Origin of the sequence: Solwaraspora sp. WMMD406 (assembly GCF_029626025.1) — a bacterium.
Lineage (GTDB): Bacteria > Actinomycetota > Actinomycetes > Mycobacteriales > Micromonosporaceae > Micromonospora_E.
Genome location: NZ_JARUBF010000001.1, coordinates 5286607 through 5301860, shown reverse-complemented (window position 1 = coordinate 5301860; position 15254 = coordinate 5286607). Strand labels below are relative to the sequence as shown.

Sequence of the window (15254 nt, the reverse complement as noted above, 5' to 3'; positions counted from 1 at the left end):
CTGCCATCCTGCCCGGTCACGCCAGCCGGAAATCGGTGAAGTCGAAGCCGGGCGCGACCACGCAGCTGACCAGGACCGGCTCGGGGCCGGCCGGGGTCGCGGCCTGCCAGACCCCGCCGGGAACCACCAACTGGGGGTGCTGGCCGGCGGCGACGTCCGGGCCGAGACACCGTTCCACCGGAGGGTCCGCCGGCTGGTCACCGGCACCACCCAGGCGTACGGTCAGCGCGCCGCCCGAATGCCACAGCCACAGTTCGTCGGAGCGCACCACGTGCCAGCGGGACCGTTCACCGGGCTGCAGCAGGAAGTAGATGGCGGTCGCCGCCTGCCGGACACCACCGTAGCCGTCCGGGACGAACTCGTGGGCCGACCGCCAGGTCTCCCGATACCAGCCACCTTCGGGATGCGGCGCGAGGTCGAGCTGTTCGGCCAGCTCCGGCCGTACGATCTGACTCACCGTCGGTGGGGGTCCTTTCGTGCGGTGCGGGTACCCACCGGCACACCACAGGTCTCGTCCGGTGCCACGTGTCGCGGTGGCGGCCGGATACATCATCGCCCGATCCGGCAGGATAAGGCACATGACACTGTCGTTGCCCATCGACGCGCAGGCCAACGAGCTGCTGCGGCGCAGCCCGCTGGCGCTGCTCGTCGCGATGATCCTGGACCAGCAGGTGCCGCTGGAACGGGCCTTCTCCGCACCGTACGACCTGGTGGGTCGACTGGGGCACGAGCCGGACGCCCGGGAACTGGCCGAGTTCGACACCGAGGAGCTGATCGCGCTCTTCGCGCAGCGTCCGGCGCTGCACCGGTTCCCCAAGGCGATGGCGGCCCGGGTACAGGAGGCGTGCCGGATCGTCGTGGACCGCTACGCCGGTGACCCGGCCCGGATCTGGGTCGAGGCTCCGGACGGAGCGGCCGCCCTGGCCCGGATCAGCGAACTGCCCGGGTTCGGCAAACAGAAGGCGCAGATCTTCCTGGCGATGCTCGGCAAACGGTTCGGCGCGCGACCACCCGGCTGGCGGGAGGCGGCCGGCGAGTTCGGACGCGACGGGGTGCACCTGTCGGTGGCCGACATCACCGACGAGGATTCGCTGATCCGGGTACGGGAGCACAAGCAGCAGATGAAGGCGGCGGCCAAGGCCACCAAGGCCTGATCGTCAGGCGGCGTCGGGCTGGGTGGCCAGTGCGGCCAGCGCACGCCGTACGTCGGCCAGGGACACCGTCGCGGAGTCGTCCAGGTCGGCCAGCCCCGCCTCGATCCACTGCCGCATCAGCGTGGTCACCCCGAGTCCGCGCGCGTCGGCGGCGGCCCGCACCCGCTCGTAGGTGGCCAACGGAAGCCGGACCGACCGACTCACCATCGGCTCGTCGGCGTCCGGTACGGGTAGCTCGGCGGGCTGGCGTTCGTCGATGAGGTCGGCGAGCTGGTCGCCGCCGTCGTGGAACTGCTTGATCGCGTCGTCACGGTGCATGACGACCGCCTCCTATCGTCGTCGGCGTCGTACGGCTTCGTCGTAGCGCTTCGCTTCGGCGTCGCTGAGGTCGCGGGCGGACAGCACGTCCCAGTCGTTGTCGGAGTGGGTGGACTCGGCCAGCAGCACCGCCACCCGACGCCCGTTGCGCAGCGCCGCGTAGACGACCATCGCGTCGTCGCCGAGGTGGCGGAGCACCCGGCGGTGGCTGTGCAGGGCCTCCCAGACCTCGCCCGGCGTGACGCCGTAGACGGCCAGGTTGCCGAGGGCTTCGTCGGTGAAGCTGAACCGATTGCCCACGACCGTCAGCGTAACACGTACGTGGTACGTGCGACCCGCCGTCGATCTCGCCGGACCAGCAGACCCCGCCCGCCGATCCGGCGGACCGCAGGGTGAACGACGGTCGAGGCCGTTGGGCCGGTGGCCGGAGAAGGTGCGACGATGGCCGTGCCGCCCGCGCGAGGAGGACCCGGTGCGCCGATCCGACCAACCGACCATCATCACCGACGCCGAGCGCAGCCCTAGTGACCAGCTCCGGAGCCGACAGCGGCGTTACATCCTGATGATGTCGATTCGCGGCGTCTGCCTGATCCTCGGCGCGGTCCTGGTGACCGCCGAAGCGCCACTGCTCTGGCTCTGGCTGCCGCTCTGCGCCGTCGGGATGATCCTCGTACCCTGGCTCGCGGTCCTGCTCGCCAACGACCGCCCGCCGAAGGACCGGCACCGGCTCCACCGCCCCGGTGCCCGACGGCCCCGGGAGACCGGGCCGGCTCAGATCGGCCCGATGCCGACGCAGTCGCCGGCCGGCCGGATCATCGACGTCGAGCCGTGACCCGACCCGATCCACCGCGTCGAGCCGTGACCGGGTCTGATCATCGCGTCGAGCCGGGCGCCGGCCGGGCGCCGACCGTACCGACCGCCGCCGCGCCGAGCCGCCCGGCCGCCGCCAACGCGGCAGCCGGATCCGCGCCACCCGCCCAGGCCGCCAACAGCCCGGCCGCGAAGGCGTCGCCGGCCCCGGTCGGATCGCGCACCTGCGCCGGGTGCGCCGCCTGGGTGACCGTCACGTCCGGGGCGTACCAGGTGGCCCCCGCCGAGCCCCGCTTCACCACCAGATGCCGGACCGGCCACCGCGCCGGCGGGCGCCGACCCGGTCCGGTCGCCAACCCCAACACGGCCGCCTCGTCGACGTTGGCCAGCAACAGGTCGACGCCCTGTATCCAGCGCAGGAACTCCGGCGCCCCGGCGTCCCGCAACGGTCGCGCCGAGGCCGCGTCGACACTGGTGGTCATGCCCCGGTCGCGGGCGGCGGCCAGCGCGTGCCGGGCCGCCGGCCGGGTCCGCGGCTGCAGCAGCGGATATCCGGACAGGTGCAGGTGGCGAACGTCCGGCCAGGCCGCCAACGCGGCGTCGACGTCGGACGGCCGCAGCTCCAGGTTCGCGCCCCGATCCGCGACCATCGACCGCTCGTCGCCGTGCGCCAGCACGATCACCGTGCCGGTCGGGATGTGTGGGCAGCGCCGGACCGCCAGGTCCACCCCGGCCCCGGCCAGCTCCGCCAGCCGGGTCTCGCCGGCCGCGTCGTCGCCCACCACCGCGACCAACGTGACCGGTACGCCACCGGCAGCCAGCCACGCGGCGGTGTTGGCCGCCTGACCACCCCCGGTCAGCCGGATGGCCGCCGGGGTGTCGGAGGCGACCGCCAGCGGACCGGCGAGGACCGCCAGCACGTCGGTGACCAGGTCACCGACGACCAGCACCCGGGCCCGCGGATCGCCGGGACCGCGCGCCTCGGTCACGCCGGTGTGCTGGCGGCCACCGCGATCCGCCCGGCGAGTTCGGCGTTACGCAGGATGATCCGTACGTTGACCGCCAGGCTGGCACCCTCGGTCGCGGAGTGGAAGTGCGCCAGCAGGAACGGGGTGACCGCCTTGCCGGTGACGCCGTCGGCCGCCAGCCGGGCCAGCCCGTCGGCCAGCGTACGGTCGTGCAGCGCCGGATCCAGCTGTTCGCCCGGTGGCAACGGGTTCGCCACGATCAGCGCGCCGCCGGTCGCGGCCTGCGCGCGTCGGGCCCACATCACCCGCGCGACCTGTTCCGGTGACTCGACCGCCCAGTCCAGGTCATGGCCGCTGTCGGTGATGAAGAAGCCGGGAAAGCGGCGGGTCTGGTAGCCGGCGACCGCGACGCCGAGCGTCTCCAGCCGTTCCAGGGTCGCCGCCACGTCGAGGATGGACTTCACCCCGGCGCAGACCACCGTGATCGGCGTCGAGGCCAGGGCGACCAGATCAGCCGACTCGTCGAAGGTCTGCGCGGCCTCCCGGTGCACCCCACCGAGGCCGCCGGTGGCGAACACGCCGATGCCGGCCGTCGCCGCCACCGCGCTGGTCGCGGCGACGGTGGTGGCACCGTCGGCGCCCGTCGCGGCGGCCACCGCGAGGTCGCGGGCGGAGAGCTTGGCGACCGTGTCGCTGGTCGCCAGGTGGGACAGTTCGTCGTCGTCCAGCCCGACGATCAGCCGGCCGGCGACCATGCCGATCGTGGCCGGTACCGCGCCGGTCGCCCGTACCGTCGACTCGATCTCCCGGGCCACCCGCAGATTGTCGGGCCGGGGCAGCCCGTGTGCGATGATGGTGCTTTCCAGGGCGACGATGGCCCGCCCGTCCCGGCGGGCGGCGGCTACCTCGGCGCCGTGCTGGATCTCGTGGTTGACCGGCCCGGGGTGGCCAGCGGATTCTGCCATGATCACAACGGTACGGTGTGCCGGGCGGTACCGTCGTTGGACCCGGGAGCAGCGAGCTGCCAGACTGCAGACCGGAGGTGGGAGACGACGTGAGTACCGAGGTTCTTGAGCGTCCCGAGGTCAAGGATGCCGACACCGGCCCGGAGATGTTCCATTACGTCCGCAAAGACAAGATCGCCGAGAGCGCTGTCATGGGCACGTTCGTGATCGCCCTCTGCGGTGAACGCTTCCCGGTGACCAAGACACCGAAACCCGGCTCGCCGGTCTGCCCCCGGTGCAAGGAGATCTACGAAACGATGACCGGCTGACCAGCGTCGATCGGCCTTCGCGCGCCCCCACCGGCCGCGAAGGCCTTTTCGTGGGCGACCGCACGGCCCGGGGTGGGTCGGTGCGCGGCGTCGGACAGGCCGTGCGCGGCGGCGTCGTATCAGCCGTTGGCGCGACCGCGAGTGATCGTGGTGCCGCAGGTGGGTCAGTGAGGTTCGTCATCGGTGGCGACCGGCGCGGCGGTGTCCGCCCGGTCGCGGCGGAAAGGGGTAACCGTGCCGGCCAGCATGCCGACGGTCGACACGTTCCCGGCGTTGCGGGGCTGGCAGCGGCGGGCACTGGTGGAATACCTGCGGCGACGGAGCGAGGACTTCCTCGCGGTCGCCACGCCGGGCGCCGGCAAGACGACGTTCGCTCTGCGGATCGCCGCCGAACTGCTCGCCGACGGGACCGTCGAGGCGGTCACCGTGGTCGCGCCGACCGAGCATCTGAAGACGCAGTGGGCGGCGGCGGCCGGTCGGGTCGGCATCCAACTCGACGCCGGCTTCCGTAACGCGGACCTGCACTCGTCGGCCGACTTCCACGGCGCGGTCGTGACCTACGCCCAGGTCGGGATCGCGCCCCAGGTGCACCGGCGGCGCACGATGACCCGACGGACCCTGGTCATCCTCGACGAGATCCACCACGCCGGAGACTCGCGGTCCTGGGGTGACGGGATCAAGAACGCGTTCGAGCCGGCGGTACGCCGACTGATGCTCACCGGTACGCCGTTTCGCTCCGACGACAACCCGATCCCGTTCGTCCGCTACGAAGCCGGTGGCGACGGTCTGCCGCGATCGCGGGCCGACAGCGTCTACGGCTACTCGGACGCGTTGCGCGACGGGGTGGTACGCCCGGTGCTGTTCCTGGCCTACTCGGGGGAGACTCGGTGGCGTACCAGCGCCGGCGACGAGCTGGCGGCCCGGCTGGGCGAGCCGATGACCCAGGACCTGGTCGCCCAGGCCTGGCGGACCGCGCTCGACCCGGCCGGTGACTGGATGCCGCAGGTGCTGCGGGCGGCCGACGCCCGGCTCGGGGTGCTGCGCGCCGGTGGCATGTCCGACGCCGGTGGTCTGGTCATCGCCAGCGACCAGACGGCCGCGCGGTCCTACGCTCGTCTGCTGGAGCGGCTCACCGGGGAGAAGCCGGCGGTGGTCCTCTCCGACGACGTCGGTGCGTCGGCGCGGATCGCGTCCTTCGGGGCCTCCGAGCAGCGGTGGCTGGTCGCGGTCCGGATGGTCTCCGAAGGGGTGGACATCCCGCGGCTGGCCGTGGGCGTCTATGCCACCAGCGCGTCGACCCCGCTGTACTTCGCGCAGGCGATCGGGCGGTTCGTGCGGGCCCGTCGGCCGGGCGAGACAGCCACCGTCTTCCTGCCCAGCGTGCCGCACCTGCTCGGGTTGGCCAGCGAGATGGAGGCGGAACGCGACCACGTCCTCGGCGCGGCCAAGAAGCGGGAGGGGTTCGACGACGACCTGCTGGAACGGGCCCAGCGCAACGAGCAGGCCAGCGGGGAACTGGAGAAGCGGTTCGAGGCGTTGTCCGCCACCGCCGAACTGGACCAGGTGATCTTCGACGGCGCGTCGTTCGGCACCGGAGCGCAGGCCGGCACCCGTGAGGAAGAGGAATACCTCGGCCTTCCCGGTCTGCTCACCGCCGACCAGGTCGCGGTGCTGCTGAACCGGCGGCAGGCCGAGCAGATCGCCGCGCAGCGCCGATCACGCTCGGCCGAGCAGCAGGTTCCCGTCGCCCGACCACCGGTGGCCCAGCCGACTGCTGGCGAACGGCGGATCGCGCTGCGTCGCCAACTCAACGCCCTGGTCGCCGCGCACCACCACCGGACCGGGCTGCCGCACGGCAAGATCCACGCCGAGTTGCGTCGGCGGTGTGGCGGGCCGCCGAGCGCCCAGGCCACCATCGAGCAGCTCGAAGAGCGGATCGCGATGGTGCAGACGCTCTGACCGATTCCGCTGGTGGTCGAGCCTGTGGTCCAGCGTCGGGGCCTACCGTCGGGGTGAGCCTGCGGGCGGGTTGGTGGACACGGCACGGCCGGGGTCCCTTGCGGAACCCCGGCCGGGCTATGCGCTGTCTTGCTCGTGCTGTCAGTTGGCCATCAGATCGGCGCCACGCCAGGTGAACTCTGGATCGGCCTTGAACTGGACCGCGATCTGCACCAGATCCTCGGCGTACTTGTTAGCGTGGTGTCCGCAGAACACCAGCTCGCTGCCACCCGCCAGGGTCACTCGGAGCTTGCCGGCCGCGTTGCACCGGTCGCACCGTTCATCGGCAGCTAGGGCATCCACCGTTTCCGGCGGCGTGAGAGTCGGGGTCATCGCCTTCCTCCTCTGGTCGTCACCGATGAACACACTCTTCGGTCTGTCACCCATGGTCCAACACCGGCGGGGGCTCCCGCCTTCCCCGTGTGCCCCCGGGGGACCGGGCTCACACGTGGTAGGCACAGTGTGCCGTGTACCAAGGGTGCCACGTCAACGATCACCGCTCGGTAATGCCGCGATGACCTGGGCTGAATGAACGCCAAGTGACCAAAGTTACACAATGGGTTGCCGACATCGGTCAGTCCAGGTAGTCCCGGAGTACCTGGGAACGTGACGGATGACGGAGTTTGGACATGGTCTTGGACTCTATCTGCCTGATTCGTTCGCGAGTCACCCCGTAGACCTGTCCGATCTCATCCAGCGTCCGGGGCTGGCCGTCAGTGAGACCGAATCGCAACCTCACGACTCCCGCCTCCCGCTCCGACAGCGTCTGCAGCACCTGCTGCAGCTGGTCCTGCAACAGGGAGAAGGAGACCGCGTCGACCGCGACCACCGCCTCGGAGTCCTCGATGAAGTCACCGAGTTGGCTGTCGCCCTCGTCGCCGATCGTCTGGTCCAGCGAGATGGGCTCCCGGGCGTACTGCTGGATCTCCAGCACCTTCTCCGGTGTGATGTCCATCTCCTTGGCCAACTCCTCCGGAGTCGGCTCGCGGCCCAGGTCCTGCAGCAGCTCGCGCTGGATCCGTCCGAGCTTGTTGATCACCTCGACCATGTGCACCGGGATCCGGATGGTGCGGGCCTGGTCGGCCATGGCGCGGGTGATGGCCTGGCGGATCCACCAGGTGGCGTAGGTGGAGAACTTGTAGCCCTTGGTGTAGTCGAACTTCTCGACGGCGCGGATGAGGCCGAGGTTGCCTTCCTGGATGAGATCGAGGAAGGCCATGCCGCGTCCGGTGTACCGCTTGGCCAGCGACACCACCAGCCGCAGGTTAGCCTCCAGCAGGTGGTTCTTGGCCCGTTCACCGTCGCGGGAGATCCAGCCGAGGTCCCGGGTGAGCTGGGTGGGGAGCTTCTGCTCGCTCTCCTCGGCGGCGCGTAGGCGCTCGGCGGCGTACAGCCCGGCCTCGATCCGCTTGGCGAGCTCGACCTCCTGCTCGGCGTTGAGCAGCGGTACCTTGCCGATCTGCTTGAGGTACGCCCGGACCGAGTCGGCCGACGCGGTCAGCTCGGCGTCGCGGCGGGCCTGCTTGAGCGCCTCGGACTCCTCGTCGTCCCATTCGAAGTCGTTGTCCCTGGTGGCGTCGGCCTCGGCCGCCTGGGCCAGCTCGGCTGGCTCCTCGACCACCACGTCCTCGATCTCGGCGGCGAGCGTCTCTGGATCGATCTCCTCGTCGGTGGCCTCCGGCCCGTCGCCGTCCTTGGCGGTCGCCTTGCCCGCCTTCGCCGGTGCCTTCGCGGCGGCGGCCTTGGCCGCCGGTCCCGCTGATTTGGCCGCTGCGCCGGGCGTCGCCGCCTTGGTGGTCTTACCTCGGGTCGCCTTCGCGGGAGGCTTGGCGGCCGTCTCGTCGGGTGAGGCGCCGTTCTGCGGCGCAGTCGGAACCGCTGCGGTGGTGGCCTTGCGCGCGGGGGCCTTCTTGGCCGCCACCGCGCCGGCCGGCGCCGCCGGTCGGGGCTCGTCCGGTGCCGGGGCCTGCTTCGGCGTGGCCGGCGTTCGACGGGTGGTCTTGGCGGTGGTCGCCTTCGACGCGGGGGTGACCGCCCGAGCCGCGGCGACCCGACGCCGGGTGCTGGCCGAGCCGTCCACCACGACGGTGATCCCGGCGTCGGCGAGCGCCCGGAGGATCTTCTTGGCCTGGGCCGGGGTCACCTCGGCGGACTCGACCGTCCGTGCGACCTCGGCCGACGTGAGCTGACCGCCGGCCCGTTCGGCATGGGCGATCAGGGTGTCGGTTAGCGAGCGTACGTCGGCGCCGGTGTGGCGGAGTTCTGTCACGAATGACCTTCCGGAGGCGATGAACGAGCACGGCCGGACCGGCCACCGCAGCGCGGAGCGACGTGCCGGTTGTGATTGTGTGACCCCCGTGACGCTTCACCGGCGGGGGCCGGTGAACCGTGGCACAAGGGTAGGCGTGAATTGTAACGCCGTTTGTGGGGATCATCCCGCCACGCACGAGCCAGCCGCCGGTCAGGGGCCACCAACTTGGGACGAACGTGGACTTTGACAGGATGTTACCCCTGCCGGACGGGTCATTACCGCTGACCACCCGGCTGATGGAGCTAGGGCGTCCGCCTGATGGCCGGCGGGGTGTCCGTGGACGGGGACCAGTGAGGGGACAGGGCAGACCATGAGCGAGCGCAAGCCGGTGCCGAGCGACCTGTTGACGATCGCGGTCGAGGTGGCGCGGCAGGCGGCCGAGACGGCGCGGGAGATGCGCCGGGACGGTGTCTCCGGCCTCGCCACCAAGAGCACCGCCACCGACGTGGTGACCGCCGCCGACCGGGCCGTCGAGCGCCAGGTGGTGGCGGCCCTACGGGAGCTGCGCCCGGCCGACGCGGTGCTCGGTGAGGAGTTCGGCGAGGAGCCCGGTGACGCGGTCGGGCGGGGCGACCGCCCCGGACGTGACCCCGACGCGGTGCGCTGGATCCTCGATCCGATCGACGGGACCGTCAACTACCTGTACGGACTGCCGCACTACGCCATCTCCCTCGCCGCGGAGGTCTCCGGCACCGTGGTCGCGGGCGTGGTGCGCAACGCGGCGACCGGAGCCGAGTGGACGGCGGTCCGGGGCGGTGGCGCGTTCCGCGACGGGACCGCGTTGGCCGGCTCCGACCAGCGGACGCTGGCCCAGTCCCTGGTCGCCACCGGGTTCGGTTACGACGCGGCCCGTCGGGTCCACCAGGCAAGAGTGCTCGCCGGACTGATGCCGCACGTGCGGGACATCAGACGCTTCGGGGCGGCCGCCCTGGACCTGTGTCTGGCCGCCGAGGGACAGGTCGACGCGTACTACGAGAAAGGGCTCAACGTGTGGGACCACGCCGCCGGTGGGTTGGTCGCCGCCGAAGCGGGACTGGTGGTCGCCGGTCTGCGGGGCGCCGAGCCCGGACCCCGGATGCTGGTCGCCGCGCCACCGGCGTTGTTCGACGACCTGCACGAGCACCTGGTCCGCCTGGACGCCGCCGGTGGGCCGTGACCGGTGTCGCCCGGTCGGCCGGCAGGCCGTGACCGAGGTGGCCGGCGGCCCTGACCCGAGTCGCCCGGCCGGCCGTGACCGAGTCGGCCGGGCACCTCGTGTCCGTCACTCGGTGGCCGCGCAGGTCTGCGGCGGCAGCACCGGCTTGCCGAGCGCGGCCAGAGACTGGTTGACCTCGGTCGTGGTGGCCAACTGCCGGAACGCGTTGCCGATCACGACGTCGACGATGTCGTCGGTACGGGCCGGGTCGTACTCGGTCTTGGCCTGATCGAGGAAGTACGCGCGCAGCAGGTGAGCGGATCCGACCGCCTTCGGGCCGTACCGCAGCACCGCCACGTCGTCGATGCCCCGGCCCTCCGGGTCGTTGCCCGCCTCCTCCACCTGGAACTTCCGGTTGCTCAGGTCGTCGGCGATGCTGCCGGCGAGTCCGCTGGTGTCGGTCGCGTTGTAGACGTTGATCCGCACGTCCCGGGCTTCCCGCAACTGGACGTCGGCCAGGGCCCAGCCCTCCGGGCAGGAGGTGGCGTCGGCCGGGCCGCCCTGGCTGTCGCGGACCAGCGCGACGACCACGAAGACCAGGGCGAAGACGACCAGGCCGCCGACGACAACGAGCGCTCGTACGCGCGCAAAGCTCATGAGGTGGCTCCCGTACAGAGGTGGGCCGGGCCGTTGGCGGGTGCCTCACCGGTGACAACCGAGTATGCCGCTGAGGTTAGTCGGTGTCCGTGCGGCGCGGGAATCAGAGCGACCGTGCCGGCGTGCCGACGGGTGATCAGACGGGTCGCACCCCTATCTTCGTGTCGCCTGAGTCACATTGGGAACAACTTCTGGCGTCTGGGCGTACATGAATCCCACAAGGGCGGTATACATGCGTCGGCCAGAGGGGGGTAAGGTACCGCGCTCGCGGGGGGAGTTCCTGCGGCAGCCGCAAACCGGAACAAACAGTACGTCCGCCGGGAGAGCGGAACCCACGAGGGCCCGCATGGGAACCGAAATACCGTCGTCCGGCGTTATCACCGGAAGCGACTGAACGATACGGGAGAGTGAACCGATGGCCACCGACTACGACGCTCCGCGTCGCGACGAGGTCGACCTCGGCGAGGACAGCCTGGAGGAGCTCAAGGCACGGCGCGTCGACTCACAGTCGGGCGCCGTCGACGTGGACGAGGCCGAGGTGGCCGAGAGCTTCGAGCTGCCCGGAGCCGATCTGGCGGACGAAGAACTGACGGTGAAGGTGCTGCCGATGCAGTCGGACGAGTTCCGCTGCGCGCGCTGCTTCCTGGTCCACCACCGCAGCCAACTCGCCGTCGAGCGCAACAACGAGCTGATCTGTCGCGAGTGCACCTGATCTGGCACTGAACTGGGGGGAGAGACGGCGGCCTCGTGGCTGAGGTCGCCGTCGTCGCCGTCGTCGCCGTCGCTCCGTCTCGGCCCGCCGCGTTGGCGACCGCCGGCCCGGATGCGGCGTACACGGGGAACTGATTGACTCGACATGGCGCGTCGGACCGACGCGCCATGACGGCGTCGACGCGCGTCCCGGGCCCCGCCGTGGTCGCCGCCCCTGCCGCCGTGGTCGCTCGATCGACGAGCGGCCGTGATGGAGGTGATCATGAGCAACCCGGATCGGGCGGCTGACTCGCCGTCCAGCAGGCCGAGCGGCTCGTCCGGCGCGCCCGCCGGGCCGACCGAATCCTCCGGCGCGCCCGCCGGGCCGACCGAATCCTCCGGCGCGCCCGCCGCCGGATCGGTGGCGCCGGGCACGGAGGTCGCACCGCTGGCGGGCGACGAGAACTTCGAGACCACCCTCGCCGAGTTGACCAGTGACGACCTGCCGGTGCGTCGGCGTCGCCAACTGCTCGGCCGGCTGGTCGGCCAGATCCGGCAGCGCGGCGTGAAGGACCTGTTCAAGCCGACAGCCGCAGTCCGCTGGCTGGTAAATTCGGTGGCCGCGATCGCTCCGCACGTTCCGATCCGGGACCTGCCGACCCTGCGTCTGCACCATCCCGGCCTCGACGACGAGGAACTGGCGGAGCGGCTGATCCGCAACGCCGCCCGGGTCAGCGCCGGGATCGGGGCCGCCGGCGGCGGCGTCTCGGCCGTGCAGTGGGCCGCCACCCCGACGTTGCTGTCCGCGCCGGTACTGCTGGCCGCCGAGACGGTGGCGGTGGTCGCCGTCGAACTCAAACTCGTCGGCGAACTGCATCAGGTGTACGGCATACCGGTGCCCGGCACCGGCACGGAACGCGCGATCAACATGATTCATGCCTGGTCCAACCAACGGGGTGTCAATCCGGTGGTGCCCGGTGTGGGAGTCGGCGCCGTACTCGGCACCGCCGCACGCCGCGAGCTGGGGGAGCTGTTGATGCGCCGGCTCGGCCGCAACCTCACCACGCTCGGTCCGTTCCTCACCGGCGCCGCCGTGGCCAGCTATCTCAACCGACGCGCCACCCGGGCGCTCGCCGACCGGGTACGGGACGATCTGCGGGCACAGCGCCGGGCGCTCGGGCTGATGCACCCCGAACCGCCGCCCCGCCGGATCGGACCGTGATCATCCCTCCGGGTCGGCGCGGCCCGACGCCGATCCACGCCCGTCGGATCCGGCGGCCGTGGATCCGCCGACCCGAGATTCGCCGACCCGAGATTCGCCGACCCGAGATTCGACGGCGTGGGATCCGATGGCTGTGGCCAGCTCGATCGGATGTCGGGAACTGATCACCCAGTACGGGGTCGGGTCCGCCGGGTCGTCGAGGACGATCTGCACGGCACCGCCGATCCAGGGTCGTTGGATGACGAAGGCCAGCGGGTCGGCGGCCACGCCGAGCAGTTCCCGGCGGCCGTCCGCGTCGAGGGCGACGACGTCGGCGACGTACCGCAGAGGCAGCCGGGCGTCGTCGACCCGCAGGTCGTCCGCGGTGACCCGGATGGGGATCCGACCCAGCCACCACAACCCGCCGGCGGTCAGCGGCAGCAGCACGGTGAACGGCAGCCAGGCGCGGGCGCCCGAGGTGCCCATCCAGATCTCGGCGGCGAGCAGCGCGGTCAGCCCGAGGGCACCGGCCCACAACCACCAGGACAGGTGGAGTCGTTCCCGATACAGAACCGCCGCCCGGTACGGTGTGTCGCGATCGGTGGATGCGGAAGCCACGTTGTCCGAGGGTACGGCGTCGGTGCCGGCGACGGCCGGGCAGGATGGCAGCCGCCAGCCGCTGGTCCGACGGCCCGGGTGGGAACCAGAGATCAGGACCAGGGAAACCAGGGACCGGAAGTGGGGATCGGATGACCGAGACTGTGCGCGTACCGCTGCGTCGGATCGATCCGGAGCTGTCGTTGCCCGGGTATGCCCATCCGGGTGACGCCGGTGCCGACCTGGTCGCCGCCGAGGACGTGGAACTGGCGCCGGGGACCCGGGCGCTGATCCGTACCGGGGTGGCGATCGCCCTGCCGGAGGGATACGTCGGGCTGGTGCATCCCCGTTCCGGACTGGCGGCCCGGCTGGGCGTCACGGTGCTCAACGCGCCCGGTACGGTCGACGCCGGTTACCGTGGCGAGATCCTGGTGAACCTGATCAACCACGACCCGGTGATCCCGGCGAAGATCTCGCGAGGTGACCGGATTGCTCAACTTGTGATACAACGCGTCGAACAAGCGGATTTCTACCTGGTCGACGAGTTGCCAGACTCGGTCCGTGGTCGCGATGGGCATGGTTCGACCGGCGGGTACGCCGACGCTGCCGAATCGACCCCGCGGTCGCGGACGGAGCCGGCGACCCGCTGACGGCATCGTTACGGTGGTGCCCGGCCGAGCCGGCCGGCGCCCGAGACAGTGGCATACGGAAGGTTGCATCGTGGTCTTCTCCCGCGGCCGTGGGCGCGGCCGGCACGCCCAGGACGGGCCGGCCGATCTCGAATCCCGCGAGCAGGAAGTTGTCCCGGAACCGATGATCGGCCCGTACGACGTGGCCGACGCTCCGTCCGGGGTGCGTCGACTCGACCTCGGAAGCCTGCGGATCCCGGCGATCGAGGGCGTGGAGGTACGGGTCCAGGCCAACCCCGAAGGCGTGATTCAGCAGGTGGTCCTCGCCAACCGGGGCAGCGCGCTGCAGCTCGGCGTCTTCGCCGCACCCCGTACCGACGGGATCTGGGACGAGGTGCGGGCCGAGATCAGCGAATCGCTGCGTCGTGACGGCGCGTCGGTCCAGGAAACGGCCGGCGAGTACGGCCCTGAGCTGCGCGCCACGGTCCGTACGCCGGACGGTGGCCACACCGAGCTGCGGTTCGTCGGTGTCGACGGCCCGCGCTGGATGGTCCGTGGCCTGTTCCAGGGCCCGGCGGCGGTGGATCCGGCGGCGGCCGGACCCCTGGCCGACGCGCTACGTGGTCTCGTGGTCGACCGTGGCCAGGAGGCCAAGCCGGTCCGGGAGCCGCTGCCGCTGCGGCTGCCCAAGGAGCTGGCGGAGCAGGCCGGTGGTGCCACCGCCGCGCCGGCGCGTCCGGCGGCCGACACCGGTCCGGGCTGACGCCGATCGGACGGATCGTGGCGCGCAGCTCTCGGTGCCGCAGCCGGACCGATGGTCGGATGATGACGAAACGACCGCGCCACCGTACCGGTGCGGTGCCGCCACTGGCCGCTATCAGCCGACCGCGTACCCTGGTGGGGTGAGTCCGAACGGCAGGTGACTGCCGGCCAGGCGGTGCCGAGGAGGGTGGCAGAGCGGTCATGGCGATCGATGAAAGTCGCCCGTCGCTGCGCCGATTCCTGCGTCGACTGGCCGCTTCCGAGGCGGAGCTGGACGCCGAGCAGCTCCAACGCGACAGCGCGGAGTGCGGATCCACACCGGCCGGCCAGTGTCACCGAGGTGAAGTCGTCTCCGTGTCGGGGCGGCTGCGGACCGTCGTCTACTGCCCGCGTACCAACCTGCCGACCCTGGAAGCCGACCTGTACGACGGCAGCGACGTCGTCACGCTCATCTGGCTGGGCCGTCGGCGGATCATCGGAATCGAACCCGGGCGGCAGCTCACCGCCCGGGGGCGCGTCGCCATCCGCGAGGACCGCAAGGTGATCTACAACCCGCACTACGAGTTGGAAACCCGGTGAACCGAGTCGACACACCGGTCCGCCGGCCGGCGGTGGCCGGCACCGCCCACGCCCACGACGGAAGACGGTAACGATGACCTCTGGGCAGCACGGACCGACCGCGCCGCAGTCGATGAAGCCGGCCGCCGCGAAGCCGACCGCCGCGACCCCCGCCTCCGACCCCGACTCCGCA

General features: G+C 71.5%; 19 protein-coding genes. 10 read left to right on the top strand and 9 right to left on the bottom strand.

Annotation, left to right across the window (positions count from 1 at the left end):
- Positions 1 to 16: 16 nt before the first annotated feature.
- A complete protein-coding gene (locus tag O7632_RS23390; RefSeq protein ID WP_278117248.1) occupies positions 17 to 457 on the bottom strand; it encodes a cupin domain-containing protein in 441 nt (146 codons plus the stop codon).
- A gap of 121 nt (positions 458 to 578) precedes the next feature.
- On the opposite strand from O7632_RS23390, the gene O7632_RS23385 reads away from it, so the two are divergent.
- On the top strand, positions 579 to 1154 hold the full coding sequence (locus O7632_RS23385) for an HhH-GPD-type base excision DNA repair protein (RefSeq protein WP_278117246.1): 576 nt from the start codon (positions 579 to 581) through the stop codon (positions 1152 to 1154).
- 3 nt (positions 1155 to 1157) lie between these two features.
- On the opposite strand, the gene O7632_RS23380 is transcribed toward O7632_RS23385, so the two are convergent.
- Positions 1158 to 1472 carry a hypothetical protein gene (locus O7632_RS23380; protein WP_278117245.1) on the bottom strand — a complete coding sequence of 105 codons (315 nt, stop codon included), beginning with the start codon at positions 1470 to 1472 and terminating at the stop codon, positions 1158 to 1160.
- 12 nt (positions 1473 to 1484) lie between these two features.
- Positions 1485 to 1772 (bottom strand): hypothetical protein, encoded by a 288-nt coding sequence (locus O7632_RS23375; protein WP_278117244.1) that lies wholly within the window; start codon positions 1770 to 1772, stop codon positions 1485 to 1487.
- Between the two features lie 172 nt (positions 1773 to 1944).
- Between O7632_RS23375 and O7632_RS23370 the strand changes: the two genes are divergently transcribed.
- Positions 1945 to 2304: a DUF3099 domain-containing protein gene (locus O7632_RS23370; protein WP_278117243.1), complete on the top strand. Its 360-nt coding sequence runs from the start codon at positions 1945 to 1947 to the stop codon at positions 2302 to 2304.
- Between the two features lie 40 nt (positions 2305 to 2344).
- Here O7632_RS23370 and O7632_RS23365 read toward each other — a convergent pair whose 3' ends face one another.
- Both O7632_RS23365 and O7632_RS23360 read right to left on the bottom strand, forming a co-directional pair.
- Positions 2345 to 3271: a carbohydrate kinase family protein gene (locus O7632_RS23365; protein WP_278117242.1), complete on the bottom strand. Its 927-nt coding sequence runs from the start codon at positions 3269 to 3271 to the stop codon at positions 2345 to 2347.
- Complete coding sequence (locus tag O7632_RS23360) at positions 3268 to 4215, bottom strand: pseudouridine-5'-phosphate glycosidase (RefSeq protein WP_278117241.1); 948 nt, start codon at positions 4213 to 4215, stop codon at positions 3268 to 3270. Before O7632_RS23360 ends, O7632_RS23365 begins: the two co-directional genes overlap by 4 nt.
- 89 nt (positions 4216 to 4304) lie before the next feature.
- Between O7632_RS23360 and O7632_RS23355 the strand changes: the two genes are divergently transcribed.
- On the top strand, positions 4305 to 4523 hold the full coding sequence (locus O7632_RS23355) for a DUF3039 domain-containing protein (protein ID WP_278117240.1): 219 nt from the start codon (positions 4305 to 4307) through the stop codon (positions 4521 to 4523).
- Positions 4524 to 4757: 234 nt separating this feature from the next.
- A complete protein-coding gene (locus O7632_RS23350; protein ID WP_278120311.1) occupies positions 4758 to 6482 on the top strand; it encodes a DEAD/DEAH box helicase in 1725 nt (574 codons plus the stop codon).
- A gap of 141 nt (positions 6483 to 6623) precedes the next feature.
- Here the strand turns inward: O7632_RS23350 and O7632_RS23345 are convergent, their stop codons facing one another.
- Together O7632_RS23345 and O7632_RS23340 are read right to left on the bottom strand one after the other, a co-directional pair.
- Positions 6624 to 6854 carry a hypothetical protein gene (locus tag O7632_RS23345; protein WP_278117237.1) on the bottom strand — a complete coding sequence of 77 codons (231 nt, stop codon included), beginning with the start codon at positions 6852 to 6854 and terminating at the stop codon, positions 6624 to 6626.
- 241 nt (positions 6855 to 7095) lie between these two features.
- Entirely contained in the window at positions 7096 to 8790 is a 1695-nt protein-coding gene (locus O7632_RS23340) for an RNA polymerase sigma factor (RefSeq protein WP_278117235.1), read from the bottom strand.
- Between the two features lie 352 nt (positions 8791 to 9142).
- Between O7632_RS23340 and O7632_RS23335 the strand changes: the two genes are divergently transcribed.
- The gene (locus O7632_RS23335; RefSeq protein WP_278117234.1) at positions 9143 to 9988 is read left to right on the top strand and encodes an inositol monophosphatase family protein; all 846 of its coding nucleotides are present in this window, start codon (positions 9143 to 9145) and stop codon (positions 9986 to 9988) included.
- A 105-nt stretch (positions 9989 to 10093) separates the two neighbouring features.
- Here O7632_RS23335 and O7632_RS23330 read toward each other — a convergent pair whose 3' ends face one another.
- Positions 10094 to 10624 (bottom strand): LytR C-terminal domain-containing protein, encoded by a 531-nt coding sequence (locus tag O7632_RS23330; protein ID WP_278117233.1) that lies wholly within the window; start codon positions 10622 to 10624, stop codon positions 10094 to 10096.
- Between the two features lie 415 nt (positions 10625 to 11039).
- Between O7632_RS23330 and O7632_RS23325 the strand changes: the two genes are divergently transcribed.
- Both O7632_RS23325 and O7632_RS23320 read left to right on the top strand, forming a co-directional pair.
- On the top strand, positions 11040 to 11336 hold the full coding sequence (locus O7632_RS23325) for a DUF4193 domain-containing protein (RefSeq protein ID WP_123600728.1): 297 nt from the start codon (positions 11040 to 11042) through the stop codon (positions 11334 to 11336).
- A 261-nt stretch (positions 11337 to 11597) separates the two neighbouring features.
- Positions 11598 to 12536, top strand: coding sequence for a hypothetical protein (locus O7632_RS23320; RefSeq protein ID WP_278117229.1), 939 nt, complete (start codon positions 11598 to 11600; stop codon positions 12534 to 12536).
- Here the strand turns inward: O7632_RS23320 and O7632_RS23315 are convergent, their stop codons facing one another.
- A complete protein-coding gene (locus tag O7632_RS23315; RefSeq protein WP_278120309.1) occupies positions 12537 to 13085 on the bottom strand; it encodes a DUF3093 domain-containing protein in 549 nt (182 codons plus the stop codon).
- A 179-nt stretch (positions 13086 to 13264) separates the two neighbouring features.
- Between O7632_RS23315 and dut the strand changes: the two genes are divergently transcribed.
- The 3 genes from dut to O7632_RS23300 all read left to right on the top strand — a co-directional run bounded on the left by dut (position 13265) and on the right by O7632_RS23300 (position 15082).
- Entirely contained in the window at positions 13265 to 13762 is a 498-nt protein-coding gene (gene dut / locus O7632_RS23310) for a dUTP diphosphatase (protein ID WP_278117227.1), read from the top strand.
- A gap of 70 nt (positions 13763 to 13832) precedes the next feature.
- Positions 13833 to 14504: a DUF3710 domain-containing protein gene (locus tag O7632_RS23305; protein ID WP_278117225.1), complete on the top strand. Its 672-nt coding sequence runs from the start codon at positions 13833 to 13835 to the stop codon at positions 14502 to 14504.
- A gap of 200 nt (positions 14505 to 14704) precedes the next feature.
- A complete protein-coding gene (locus tag O7632_RS23300) occupies positions 14705 to 15082 on the top strand; it encodes an OB-fold nucleic acid binding domain-containing protein (protein WP_278117223.1) in 378 nt (125 codons plus the stop codon).
- The last annotated feature ends 172 nt before the right edge of the window (positions 15083 to 15254 follow it).

Excerpts from the sequence above, each read along its gene's own strand:
- O7632_RS23385 (WP_278117246.1), top strand. The coding sequence starts at position 579 with ATGACACTGTCGTTGCCCATCGACGCGCAGGCCAACGAGCTGCTGCGG.
- O7632_RS23380 (WP_278117245.1), bottom strand. The coding sequence starts at position 1,472 with ATGCACCGTGACGACGCGATCAAGCAGTTCCACGACGGCGGCGACCAG.
- O7632_RS23360 (WP_278117241.1), bottom strand. The coding sequence starts at position 4,215 with ATGGCAGAATCCGCTGGCCACCCCGGGCCGGTCAACCACGAGATCCAG.
- O7632_RS23345 (WP_278117237.1), bottom strand. The coding sequence starts at position 6,854 with ATGACCCCGACTCTCACGCCGCCGGAAACGGTGGATGCCCTAGCTGCC.
- O7632_RS23335 (WP_278117234.1), top strand. The coding sequence starts at position 9,143 with ATGAGCGAGCGCAAGCCGGTGCCGAGCGACCTGTTGACGATCGCGGTC.
- O7632_RS23330 (WP_278117233.1), bottom strand. The coding sequence starts at position 10,624 with ATGAGCTTTGCGCGCGTACGAGCGCTCGTTGTCGTCGGCGGCCTGGTC.
- O7632_RS23325 (WP_123600728.1), top strand. The coding sequence starts at position 11,040 with ATGGCCACCGACTACGACGCTCCGCGTCGCGACGAGGTCGACCTCGGC.
- O7632_RS23320 (WP_278117229.1), top strand. The coding sequence starts at position 11,598 with ATGAGCAACCCGGATCGGGCGGCTGACTCGCCGTCCAGCAGGCCGAGC.
- dut (WP_278117227.1), top strand. The coding sequence starts at position 13,265 with ATGACCGAGACTGTGCGCGTACCGCTGCGTCGGATCGATCCGGAGCTG.
- O7632_RS23300 (WP_278117223.1), top strand. The coding sequence starts at position 14,705 with ATGGCGATCGATGAAAGTCGCCCGTCGCTGCGCCGATTCCTGCGTCGA.